We start from the raw sequence: 12579 nt of genomic DNA on the forward strand, positions 1-12579 counted from the left end.
GTAAAAAATTCTGGTTTTCCTAAAACCCTTCCTGCTTCTGTCCCAATTTCTGTCAGCGACACACTTCGCGTCATACGAACGCCCACTGATCTGGAGGCCTTTCCGGAGCCAAAATCGATCCTCTCCTGACAAAACAGCATGCCGTTGGGGAAATCGATGCAAAGTGTTTCTGCATTTTTGGTATGGTGCAGCACATTTTCACAAGGATTGATCTTTCATCCGCAGGACGCGGCGTCGACCTTCTTCAACGAGATGCTGTAGAAATGCCTGAACCGATACCGATCAAAGATCACGAAAAAGAAAACCGCCTGGTCAACAAGCGTTTACTCGCTTGCGCGCTGTTGGTGATTGGCATCACCTGTGCGCTGGTCGGGCGTATGTATTTCCTGCAGGTGGTGCAGTACGACTATCACTCGACGATTTCCGAAAACAACCGCGTCCACGTATTGCCGATTACGCCGACTCGCGGGCTGATTTATGACCGTAATGGCGTGGTGCTGGCCGACAACCGTCCCAGCTATAACCTGACTATCACTCGCGAGCGCACCACCGACCTCAAGGGCGAACTGGACGCCATCGTCAACTTGCTGCATTTGCCGGCCGAAGATCGCGCTGTGTTCGACAAGGCGCTGAAGCAGGCCCGACATCCTTTTGTGCCCGTTACGTTGTTCTACGAATTGACCGAAGAGCAGATCGCCTTATTGGCGGTTAACGAGTTCCGCCTGCCCGGTGTCGACGTCGAGCCGCAATTCGTGCGCCATTACCCTCTGGGCGCGCATTTCGCCCATTCGATTGGCTACGTCGGCCGAATCAATGAAAAAGAATCCAAGGCGCTTGATTCGGTGGAGTACCGTGGCACCCAGTCCATCGGCAAGACCGGTATCGAGCGCTTCTACGAGTCCGAACTGCACGGCCATGTCGGTTATGAAGAGGTCGAGACCAATGCCCAGGGTCGCGTATTACGCGTGCTCAAGCACACCGATCCGATCCCCGGCAAAAACATCGTCCTGAGCCTCGATGTCAAACTCCAGGAAGCCGCCGAAGAGGCCTTGGGCGACCGCCGTGGTTCGGTCGTCGCCCTCGACCCGCAAACCGGTGAAGTGCTGGCCATGGTCAGCAAGCCGAGCTTTGACCCGAACCTGTTCGTCACCGGTATCAGCTTCAAGGAATACGCTGCGCTGCACGACTCCATCGATCGGCCGCTGTTCAACCGCGTGCTGCGCGGGCTTTACGCGCCGGGTTCGACGATCAAGCCGGAAGTGGCCATCGCCGGTCTGGACAGTGGTGTGGTTACCGCACAAACCCGGGTGTTCGACCCCGGTTACTACCAGTTGCCCGATTTCGACCATAAATACCGCAACTGGAACCACAGCGGCGACGGCTGGGTGGACATGGACGCGGCCATCATGCGCTCCAATGACACCTACTTTTACGACCTGGCTCATAAACTGGGCATCGACCGCCTGCACGACTACCTGGCCGAATTTGGCCTCGGTCAGAAGGTCTCCCTCGACATGTTCGAAGAGTCGGCCGGCTTGATGCCTTCCCAGGCCTGGAAACGTGCGACACGCCGTCAACCCTGGTTCCCGGGCGAAACCGTAATCCTTGGCATTGGCCAGGGTTACATGCAGGTCACGCCGTTGCAGCTCGCGCAGGCCACAGCGTTGATCGCCAACAAAGGTGTATGGAACCGGCCGCACTTGGCCAAGACCATCAATGGCGTGCCGCCGGTCGACGAAAACCCCATGCCCAATGTGGTTCTGAAAGATCCGCGTGATTGGGAGCAGGTCAACCACGGCATGCAACTGGTGATGCACGACCCGCGGGGTATCGCCCGTGCGGCGGCGCTTGGCGCCCAATACCGGATTGCTGGCAAAAGTGGTACCGCGCAGGTGGTGGCGATCAAGCAAGGTGAGCGCTACAACCGTAACAAGACCCTTGAGCGCCATCGTGATAACGCGCTGTTCGTTGGCTTCGCGCCGGCTGAACACCCGAAAATCGTGATCTCGGTGATGATTGAGAACGGCGAGGCCGGTGGCCGCGTGGCAGGTCCCGTGGTGCGGCAAATCATGGACGCCTGGCTGCTCGACCAGGAAGGCCACCTGAAGCCGCAGTATGCGACGCCCGCCAAAGCGCCAGGTGACCCGCACGTTTAAGTCAGGCTTTCCACTCACCCCATTGTTCCAGGCTTTCATAAGCCAGCCAGGGCACGTCATGGGCTGTCCAGATGTGCGAGGTGGGCCGGACACCCGGATCATCATCCAGTGTCGCCACCCGCACGATCACATGGGGCTGATGCCCGCGCTCTGCCACCAGATGTGAGCCGCAGCGCGAGCAGAAATGCCTGAGTTTGCCCGGCGATGACTCAAACGCCGACAACAGGTCTTCACCCTGCGTCCAGCGAAAGTGCTCGCGCATCACCCCGGCCGTGCTCACAAATGCGGCGGCATGCACCTTGCGGCAGCTGTCGCAATGGCAGTGGCTGATGGGCATATCCAGGCTGTCAATTTGATAGCGCACCGCTTTGCAGAAGCAACTTCCATTCAATGGGTCAGTCATAAACGTAGTGTCGGATCAAGGATAGGGTCGTCATCATTGCGCACAATCCAAGGTTGCGCATTGGTCGATGTCGCCTACTGTCAATGGAGGAGGTGACTTATGCATGTATTAGATCGCATCGAACGAAAGGTCCTGCTCAACGCTTCACGCAAACAGGTCTGGGAAGCACTCACCGATGCTGAGCAATTCGGTAGCTGGTTCGGCATTGCCCTCAAGGGTAAAACCTTTGCTGCTGGGGAAACCATCGAGGCGCCGATAACCTACCCCGGCTACGAACATGTGGTGTGGAAGGCCAGGATCGAACGCGTCCTGCCACAAACGCTGTTCTCTTTCCGCTGGCATCCCTACGCGGTGGAGAAGGACGTGGACTACGACAAGGAAACACCGACCCTGGTCGAATTCACCCTCGAAGATCGTGCGCCCGGCATCCTGCTACGGGTAGTCGAATCAGGCTTCGATGCGGTGCCCGAGGCCCGACGCCAGAAAGCGTTCAAGATGAATTCCCGTGGCTGGGATGAGCAAATGAGCAACATCGAAACCTATCTCGGCCAGGCCCGTCGGGCTTGACCCAAACGGGCATCTCTAGGATGCCCGTCTTCGTTACTGTCAGCCTTCTTGAACCGTGGTGCCGGGTGACTAGAAATCCACCGTCGCCGACAACTTGGCCACCCGCGGATCGCCCTGGGTCAGATAGCCCCCCAACGCTGACTCCCAGTACTTGGTATTCGCCACGTTTTCCACGGTAGCGCCCACTGTCACATCGCGCTGAGCCACTTTGAAGTTGTAGCGAGCACCCACATCGAAGCGGTTCCAGGTCGGCAGGCTCAGGTTGTTTGCCGCATCGGCGTACTGGCCGCCGGTGCGTAACATGCGGCCGTTTACGCTCACGCCTTGCAGGCCGGGCACATCCCAGTCCACACCGGCGTTGAGTTGGAACGTCGGCACACCGATAGCACGGTTGCCGTCGTTGGCGCCGTTTTGCGTGCCGTTGACTTCAGTGTGAATAACCGTCGCGCCGCCCAGCAGGCGCAGGCCGTCGACCGGCTCACCGAAGACGCTCAGTTCTACGCCCTTGTTGACTTGCTCGCCCTGGAACACGAAGGTCGCACTTTGATCTGCGTTCAGTTGGGAGTAACCCTGAGTCGGTTGCTCGATTCGGTAGACACCCAAAGTCGCCCCATAGGCGCCCATATCCAGCTTGACGCCGGCCTCGGTCTGTTTCGAACGAGCCGGTGCAAAGGTCTGGTTGGCGTTGGTCACGGTGGCGCTGCCAAACGTGGTTGGCGCGGTTGGCCCTGAAGCCAGGCCTTCGATGTGGTTGGCGTAAAACGACACGTGGTCCCAGGGTTTGAATACCAGGCCATACACCGGCGTTGTGATGCCTTTGGCGTAGTTGGCGGTGCGCGTGCCTGTACCTTACGCATAGCCCTGAACCACCAGTTCCTGACGGCGCAGACCGGCAGTGAACAGCAGGCGGTCATCCATGAAACCAACGGTGTCTGACACCGCCGCGCTGCGGGCGAATGTCTTGGCAGTGATACCTGGATTGTTCAGGTCGCTGCCGGCGTTATAACCGCCCTTGGCGGGTGCGGCCACCTCGACAGGGTTGTACAGGTTGGTCGCCTGGGTGCCGGAGGCAAAGTCAAAGGCGTTGCGTGCCTGGGTCCAGATGCCAGTCAGGCCCAGGTTCAATTGGTGGCTGACCGATCCTGTCTGGAACTTGCCGTTCAGGCCGGCCATCAGGCTGGTGTTGTCTTCCTGGTGAGCAATGTTCGAGCCGCTGACGGTGGCATTACCCAATGCGTCTTTCAGGGTGACCGACGAGTAACGCCCGATCTCGTTGGTGTGCTTGGCGCCGCCAGCGATATAGGCGCTCCAGTGGTCGTTGAGGTCGTACTCGCCGCGCAGCATGCCGAAGGTGTCCTCGAGGCTGGTGGTGCCCCAGTTCGGCGCGTAGTTGGTAGCGGCGGATGGGGCGTTGGGGAGATGGGTCAGCCCACTGCCCAGCAACACCGTATTGCGGCCGCCGTTGACCTGTTGCTTCTGATAAACAAAGTCACCCGACAAACGCAGTGCATCACCGCGGTAATCGAGGCCGACGGAGAACAGCTTCGAACGCTGGTTCTCATCGTCGACCGCAGTATCGCCTTCACGCTGGGAAAGGTTCACCCGCGCACCAAAGCGGTTGTCCTCGCCAAAACGCTGTCCGATGTCGAGGTGCTCGCCAACTCGCCCATCGCTGCTGATATCCGTGCTGAAACGGCGCAGCGGCACCTCATCGGCGCGCTTGGGTTGCAGGTTTACGCCGCCGCCAATGCCCGAGCCGCCGGGCGTTACACCGTTGATAAAAGCGTTGGGGCCCTTGAACACTTCAACCCGTTCCAGGGCGTCGGTGGACATGATCTGGCGCGGCAGGATGCCGTACAAACCGTTGAACGAAATGTCGTCGCCATTGAGTGGCAAGCCGCGAATCACGAAGGCCTGGGCCTGGTTGGCATAGCCCGATGCCTGGCGCACGGAGGCGTCGTTGAGCAACACATCGCCGACGGTTTGCGCCTGCTGGTCGCGGATCAATTTTTCGGTGTAGGAGGACATGCTGAAGGGCACATCCATGATGTCCTGGTTACCCAGAACTCCCAATTGGCCACCGCGTGCAACCTGACCGCCAGCGTAAACCGGGGGCAGGGCATTCGGCGCGGGCGCATCGGCATCGATGCGGGTGGCGCCCAATTCCAGTGGCTTGCTATCCGAACGGTTGTCCGCATCCTGTAGGGGGGTTGCAGCATGAGCTGCGAGGCTCAGGGAGCAGCAAAGGGCGAGCAGGGTCGGGCGAAACGGTAAAGAAGGTCGGCTGCAGGTGGGCATGGTCGATCCTGACGGCTAACCGTCAATGTGAGGAAAAGGGCAACAGCGTTGCGCTTCCTCGCTGCGCGGATACGACTCCGGCGCGAATGATAGTGATTGTTATTAATGTTCTGCAACAAATTTGTGGGATTGCAGTCTGCGTGCGCGTTAACGTGCCGCGTTTGGCCGGATGCCGAGTAGAATCACGCCCTGAAAGCGATTCCTGAGGTGCGGTACGGTGGATTTACAGCAGGGTTTTGTCCTGACCCGGCATTGGCGCGACACCCCGGCGGGCACGGAGGTCAGTTTCTGGCTGGCCACGGATCTCGGGCCGCAGTGTATCCGCCTACCCATGCAAACCTCGGTCATGTTTATCCCCGAGGCCCATCGCAAGCATCTGGATTGGCTGCTCAAGGACGAGCGCGATATCGAACTGCGCCCGTTGCAACTGTGTGACTTCCATCATCGCCAGGTCCTGGGCCTCTACACCCGCCAACACCGCCAAATGATGGACCTGGAAAAACGCCTGCGTGCCGCGGGCGTTGATGTGTACGAAGGCGACGTGCGGCCGCCCGAGCGCTACATGATGGAGCGTTTCATCACCGCACCGGTATGGTTCGGTGGCACACCGGACGCCGATGGCACGGTACTCGACGCCCAGATGAAACCTGCGCCCGACTACCGCCCGCCGCTGAAACTGGTGTCCCTGGACATCGAGACCACCGCCCAAGGCGACCTGTATTCCATTGCCCTCGAAGGCTGCGGCGAGCGCCAGGTCTACATGCTCGGTCCGCCGAACAAGACCGACGCCGTCGACTTCAAACTCGACTACTGCGACACCCGCGCCCAATTGCTCGAACGCCTCAACGTGTGGCTCGCCGCCCATGACCCCGACGCGATCATCGGCTGGAATGTGGTGCAGTTCGACCTGCGTGTACTCCATGAACATGCCCAGCGCCTCAATGTGCCATTGCTGCTCGGCCGTGGAGGTGAAGCCATGGCCTGGCGTGAGCATGGCAGCCGCAATCACTATTTTGCTGCAGCAGCGGGGCGCCTGATTATCGACGGCATCGAAGCCCTGCGTTCGGCCACCTGGAGTTTCGAGTCCTTCAGCCTGGAAAACGTCGCACAAACCCTGCTTGGCGAAGGCAAGGATATCTCCACGCCGTACCAACGCATGGATGAGATCAACCGCATGTTCGCCGAGGACAAGCCCGCGCTGGCACGCTACAACCTCAAGGACTGCGAGCTGGTCACGCGGATTTTCGAGAAGACCGAGCTGCTCAAGTTCCTGCTGGAACGGGCCAGCGTCACCGGGTTGCCGGCCGACCGCAACGGCGGCTCCGTCGCCGCGTTCACCCATCTGTACATGCCGTTGATGCACCGCCAGGGCTTTGTCGCGCCGAACCTGGGCGACAAACCACCGCAGGCCAGCCCTGGCGGGTTTGTCATGGACTCGCGGCCCGGCCTCTACGAGTCGGTGCTGGTGCTGGATTACAAAAGCCTCTACCCGTCAATTATCCGCAGCTTCCTGATCGACCCGGTCGGTCTGATCGAAGGCCTCAAGCACCCCGACGACAGCGAGTCGGTGGAAGGTTTTCGCGGTGCGCGTTTTTCGCGTAGCCGGCACTGCTTGCCGTCCATCGTCGCACGCGTTTCCGAAGGGCGCGAAGTGGCTAAGCGCGAACACAACGCGCCACTGTCCCAAGCCCTGAAAATCATCATGAACGCCTTCTATGGTGTGCTCGGGTCCAGCGGCTGTCGGTTCTTCGACACCCGGTTGGCGTCGTCAATCACCCTGCGTGGCCACCAGATCATGCGCCAGACACGTGAGTTGGTTGAGACCAAGGGCTATGAGGTGATCTACGGCGATACCGACTCCACGTTCGTGTGGCTTGGCGGCGCTCATTCCCAAGAGGACGCCAGCCGCATCGGCCAGGAATTAGTGCAGTACGTCAATGCCTGGTGGCGTGCGCACTTGCTCAATGAGTTCGGCCTGCAAAGCGCCCTGGAACTGCAATACGAAACCCATTTCAGCCGCTTCCTCATGCCGACCATTCGCGGTGCGGAGGAGGGCAGCAAAAAGCGTTACGCCGGCTTGGTCGTGCGCGCCGATGGCAGCGAAGACATGATCTACAAAGGCCTGGAAACCGTGCGCAGTGACTGGTCGCCCCTGGCCCGGCAATTCCAGCAGGAACTCTACCAGCGCATCTTCCATCGTCAGCCTCACCAAGACTACGTGCGCGACTACGTGCGTCGAACCTTGAGCGGCGAACTCGACGACCTGCTGATCTACCGCAAGCGCCTGCGGCGTCAGCTGGATGACTACGAACGTAACGTCCCGCCCCATGTGCGTGCTGCGCGTCTGGCGGATGAATACAACGACCGCCTCGGGCGCCCACGTCAATACCAGCGCGGTGGCTGGATCCGTTATGTGATCAGCGTCAACGGCCCGGAACCGCTGGAGGTGCGGCAGGCGCCGATCGACTACGACCACTACGTTACGAGGCAATTGCAGCCGGTTGCCGATGCGATCCTGCCGTTCGTAAATGATGATTTCGGCACCTTGGTCGGCGGGCAAATGGGCCTGTTCTAAATCGCTTGCCTGGAGACGGTGAGAGCCTGCACTCTTGACCTCTGAACACCCCTCGGACGGCGCACCTTTCCATGACCCAGATCACGCTGACCGGCACTACGGTCGAACTCCAACCCCTGCAACGTGAACATGCGGCTGCGCTGGTCGAAGCTGCCGCCGACGGCGAGCTTTGGAACCTCAACGTCACCAACGTGCCCGGCCCCGAAACGGTCGGCAAGTACCTAGACCTCGCCCTGGCCGGGCGTGCGGCCGGCACCATGATCCCGTTTGCCATCGTGCGTCGCGACGGCGGCCAGGTGGTCGGCAGTACACGCTTCTGGAAGGTTGACCGGGTGAACCGCAAGCTCGAGATCGGCCATACCTTTTTGGCGCAATCGACGCAAAAAACCGCGGTCAACACCGAATCCAAATTGTTGCTGCTGACCTACGCCTTCGACGTGCTGGAGTGTGTGCGGGTGCAGTTCACCACCGATGAACTCAACGAAAAATCCCGTGCCGCCATCCTGCGTCTGGGGGCCGTGCAAGAAGGCATCGTGCGTCACGAACGCATCATGCCCGACGGGCGCAAGCGCAACTCGGTGCGCTTCAGCATCATCGATTCGGAATGGCCGCAGGTGAAGGCCAATTTGCAGGCCAAGCTGCTGCGATAAGGAGGAAACGCGCATGTACACGCTCTACGGCATTGATGAGTCCGGCTCCTGCATGATCGAAATTGCCCTGCAGCGTTGCGCAGTGCCGTGGCGCCGCATCGACGCCAGCTCCTGGGAACACAGCGAGGGCAGCGAAGCCCTCGCACGGATTAACCCGCTCAAACAGATACCGACCCTGGTCACCCCCGATGGGCAGGTGCTGACCGAAAGCGCCGCTATCCTGATCCACCTGGGCCTGGAATTTCCCGCTTCCCAGCTGCTGGCCGGCAACCGCGCGCAGATCCTGCGTGGCCTGGTGTACATCGCCGCCAATTGCTACTCGGCAATCGGCATCATCGACTACCCGCAGCGCTGGCTGGGGGATGCGGATGACGCGGTGCAGGCGCAATTGATCAGCGGTACGCGCCGTTATCTGCATCATGCGTGGGTGGTGTTCGCCGAGCAGTTTGCCGACCAGTTGTTCGCCCCGAGCGCGTTGCCGAATGCGCTCGGCATCATGGCCGCCGCGGTGTCGCGTTGGGACGAGGCGCGCGAGGTGTTGGGCAACTTGGCGCCAGGCTTTGCCCAGACACTGGCCCATGTGGATAGCGACCCGGTCGTGGCGCCCGTCTTTGCGCGACATTGGCCGGACTGGGACGTCTCGTAATGTTTCTGCAATCAGAAGAAACAATGACCGTTACCCCCACGCGGCCCCTTGCGTCGCGGGCGTCCTGACCTACGCTTCTTAACGTGGTGTAGGAATCATCCTTGAATTTGACTGTCGCAGACATGAAACTCAAGAACCCTGCATGGAATTCAAAGGAGGTGCGCATGCTCATCCGGTCGCTGACCCTGGCTACCTTGATGGCTTTTACGGGGCCGCTGTTGGCCGCGGATGATATCAACCCGCTCAAACAGGACTTGGGCAAGTCCCGTCCGTTGGTGGTGGTGGAGTTGGATTCCGGCAACGAAACGTTGGCCACCCTCAAGAAACAGCTGGACGAGCCTGCCAACAAGCAGTCCTTTGAAGAGCGCAGCATGGTCTTCTACACCGTCAAGTTCGGCAGTATCGGTGCTGAAGGGGAGAAGTTCGCCAAGGACCCGAAGGACAACAAAAAGCTCACGCCGCCTGAAACCAACGCGTTGATCCGCGCCCTCAAGTTGGGTGCCGGCAGCGGCACCAAGGTGATTCTGGTGGGTAAGGACGGCGAGAAGAAAGTCGAGAAAACCGTGCCACCGGATACCCTCGATCTGAAGGCGTTTTTCAGCGCCATCGACCAGATGCCCCAGGCCGAAAAAGACTTGGCCGCGCCTGCCGAACCGGAGCCTGCCGCCCCTGCTCCAGCCAAGGGTGCCAAAGCTGCCAAGCCGGCAAAACCCGGCAGCAAGCCTGCCGCGCAACCACTCGATGATTGAACACACCTAACCCCTGTGGGAGCGGGCTTGCCGGCTCCCACAGTTGTTTTGCGGCGGTTTCAGGTTTTTGGGGCTTTACGCACCGGGAACGGAAAGTAGAAAAACCGCAAGAACGCCACCCGCTTGATCACTTCGCCGATCAGCAACGGCACGACCACCGCCACCACCAGGCCCAGGCAAGCGGCCAGGAGGGGGTGCAGACCCAGGCGCTCCATCAGGTCGACGGTCTTGTGCTGGATTTCACCATGGAAGATCAACAGGATCAGGGTCGATTGGCCGATATACGTCATCGCCCGCGTGATCACGGCCGACACCATCAGTACCCGCGCGAATGCCCAGCACGCGTACACGCCAATCACCGCCAGCAGGCTGGTCCACAACCAGTGGTCGTAGCGCCGTTGTGCCAGGTCCATGGTGGCGTGGCTGTAGAGGAACACGGCGGCAAACAACGCTACCGCAATCACCATCGTCAGCAGCGAGCCCTCATGCCTGCGCAGCCAGTCGCGCAACAGGTAGCCGTAGATGAAATAGGTGCTGCTGATCAAGGTGATCTCAAGGCTGAAGGGCAGGCCGGGCAGCGTCCAGGTGTGCCCGCCGACGGTCACCGGGATTTGCCAGAACCACGGCAATACCCAAATACCGATCAGCAATTGCGCCACTATCAGCAGGCAGCTCACCGGCAGTGGCAGTTTCAGACGCTGGATCAGTCGCAGGATCAACCAACTGAACAGAATCGCCACCCAGAAATGCGGCAGAAACCACAGGGCTTGCCACGGAATGGTGTCCACCGAGGCGTACAGCACACCGCCGATATCCGGCAGCAGCGGTTGCCCGCGCAACACCGCGCGTACGATCACGTACACCAGCATGGTGAAGAAAAATGGCTTGAGCAGGCCGTCGGCCTTGCGTATCGCCATTTCCACAAACGGTTGTTCGGGCTTGAAGAACACCCCGGACAAGAAAAAGAACAACGGCAATATGAACGAGGCAATGATCGGATACTGCAGGTCCGGCGAGTTAGCGACAAACCAGCTGTGGCCATACACGATCATCAGGATGCCGATGCCTTTGGCAATATCCATCTGTATCCAACGATGTTTCACGTGACCACCCCCAAACGCTCATTCATGCCTTGCGCCATGGCTTTAGCCACAGCCCCATACTCAACAACACCACGGCGCCGGCCAGGGTGCTCAGACCCAGTTGCAGCCACACGCCTTGAATTCGAAACAACCCCAGCGCCGCCAGGCCCATCAACCCTGCGCTGAGCAGCCATTGCCGCGCCCAGGGCAGGGCGCCGAGCAACGACTGGCGCTGCATCAGCAGCAATGCGGTGCAAATCACACCTGCCAATGCGGCCAATGGAATACCCGCCAGGCCAAACACGAAGGGCAGGGCCCCGAGCAACAGCATATTGACCAGGCTACCGAGTAACTCGCAACGCAACGGCTGGCGTGTATCGCCGGCGGCATAGGCATACCGCGCCAGTAGCGCGTTCCACGCGCCAAATACCAGCGGCACGGCAAACCAGGCCAGCAGCAGGGGCAAGGGCGAGTCGGCCGATTGCTTGGGCAGCAACAACGCCACCAGGCTGGGGGCTGCGGCCACCAGGCCGACGCCGGCCGGCAACGTGAGCACGCTGGCGGTTTCCAGGCCGCGTTTGAGCAAGGCCAGGCGCTCATCGCCCTGGCGTCGGCTCATCATGCCCAGCAACACTTGGTTGAGGCTCATCAGCGCAATCAGCGGCAGGTTCATCAGTTTGCGGGCGAGGTTGACCCAGGTGACGGCGCCTTCGCCGAGCAACGACGCCACCAGGCGTTCGATCAACGCCAACCCCTGGCTGGCACCATTGCTGAGCAGCAGCGGCCCGATGCGTTGGCCGAGCTCGCGCAACGGCGTGAACGCCAACTGCCAGTGCCACGGCCGCCAGCCCTGACGCCAGATCGACGGCAGCAGTGCCAGTGGCATCAACAGGCTGCCGGCCAGGCACGCCAGCGCGAGGGCGTGCGGTTGCGTCGCGGTGCCCGCCAGGGCGAGGTATGTCACCGGCGGCAGGTTGAACAGCAGTGAACCCAGGCCCGCCAGCACAAATCGCTCACTGGCCTGCAACGGAATACTGAACAGCGCATGCAGCATCAACCCCGGCACGCACCAGGCCACGATCTGCAGGTTGCTGGCGGCAAGCGTGGTTGCGCTGGCCGCCAGACCCGGCCCCAGTAACTGCACCAGCCACGGCGCCAACAGTGTGAGCAACAGGCTGGTGACCAGCGCGATCAGCACCAGTGCCGGGAACAGCACCGCCAGCCAATCCAGGCGTTCAGCGTCCTTGCGTTGCAGGTACAGCGGCAGCGCGGCGGCGCTCAATACGCCACCGGCCAGCGACATGCGCAACGCCTCAGGCAAAAACAGCGCGATCAGGAACGCGTCGCTGCGTTCGCCCGCGCCCCAGGCGGCCACCAGCAACCACTCGCGGGCAAACCCAAGGCACAGGCCAAGCAAGGTCGCAAGCGTCAGCCAGACGGCAGAACCGAGCAT

General features: G+C 60.7%; 10 protein-coding genes and 1 pseudogene. 6 read left to right on the top strand and 5 right to left on the bottom strand.

Annotation, left to right across the window (positions count from 1 at the left end; translation table 11 throughout):
• Positions 1–194, bottom strand: a 194-nt coding sequence (locus A7D21_RS36065) for a hypothetical protein (RefSeq protein WP_218188693.1), incomplete at its 3' end; no start/stop codon positions are given.
• Between the two features lie 69 nt (positions 195–263).
• Here A7D21_RS36065 and mrdA point away from each other — a divergent pair.
• Complete coding sequence (mrdA, locus tag A7D21_RS20145; protein WP_053255369.1) at positions 264–2156, top strand: penicillin-binding protein 2; 1893 nt, start codon at positions 264–266, stop codon at positions 2154–2156.
• Between the two features lies 1 nt (position 2157).
• On the opposite strand, the gene A7D21_RS20150 is transcribed toward mrdA, so the two are convergent.
• Entirely contained in the window at positions 2158–2559 is a 402-nt protein-coding gene (locus tag A7D21_RS20150) for a GFA family protein (protein ID WP_069552510.1), read from the bottom strand.
• 99 nt (positions 2560–2658) lie between these two features.
• Here A7D21_RS20150 and A7D21_RS20155 point away from each other — a divergent pair, with 99 nt between their 5' ends.
• Positions 2659–3126, top strand: a complete 468-nt coding sequence (locus tag A7D21_RS20155; protein WP_053255371.1) for an SRPBCC family protein — start codon at positions 2659–2661, stop codon at positions 3124–3126.
• Between the two features lie 69 nt (positions 3127–3195).
• Here the strand turns inward: A7D21_RS20155 and A7D21_RS20160 are convergent.
• Positions 3196–5424: pseudogene (locus A7D21_RS20160) on the bottom strand (TonB-dependent receptor).
• A gap of 217 nt (positions 5425–5641) precedes the next feature.
• Here A7D21_RS20160 and A7D21_RS20165 point away from each other — a divergent pair.
• The 4 genes from A7D21_RS20165 (at position 5642) to A7D21_RS20180 (ending at position 10044) form a co-directional block, all read left to right on the top strand.
• Positions 5642–7999: a DNA polymerase II gene (locus A7D21_RS20165; RefSeq protein WP_069552511.1), complete on the top strand. Its 2358-nt coding sequence runs from the start codon at positions 5642–5644 to the stop codon at positions 7997–7999.
• Positions 8000–8070: 71 nt separating this feature from the next.
• Complete coding sequence (locus A7D21_RS20170) at positions 8071–8649, top strand: GNAT family N-acetyltransferase (RefSeq protein ID WP_053255374.1); 579 nt, start codon at positions 8071–8073, stop codon at positions 8647–8649.
• 13 nt (positions 8650–8662) lie between these two features.
• The gene (locus A7D21_RS20175; protein ID WP_069552512.1) at positions 8663–9295 is read left to right on the top strand and encodes a glutathione S-transferase N-terminal domain-containing protein; all 633 of its coding nucleotides are present in this window, start codon (positions 8663–8665) and stop codon (positions 9293–9295) included.
• 164 nt (positions 9296–9459) lie between these two features.
• Entirely contained in the window at positions 9460–10044 is a 585-nt protein-coding gene (locus A7D21_RS20180; protein WP_053255376.1) for a DUF4174 domain-containing protein, read from the top strand.
• Positions 10045–10103: 59 nt separating this feature from the next.
• Here A7D21_RS20180 and A7D21_RS20185 read toward each other — a convergent pair whose 3' ends face one another.
• Together A7D21_RS20185 and murJ are read right to left on the bottom strand one after the other, a co-directional pair.
• Positions 10104–11126 (bottom strand): acyltransferase family protein, encoded by a 1023-nt coding sequence (locus A7D21_RS20185; protein WP_069552513.1) that lies wholly within the window; start codon positions 11124–11126, stop codon positions 10104–10106.
• Between the two features lie 43 nt (positions 11127–11169).
• Entirely contained in the window at positions 11170–12579 is a 1410-nt protein-coding gene (gene murJ, locus A7D21_RS20190; protein WP_069552514.1) for a murein biosynthesis integral membrane protein MurJ, read from the bottom strand.

Source organism: Pseudomonas sp. AP19, from assembly GCF_001728855.1.
Classification (GTDB): Bacteria; Pseudomonadota; Gammaproteobacteria; order Pseudomonadales; family Pseudomonadaceae; genus Aquipseudomonas; species Aquipseudomonas fluorescens.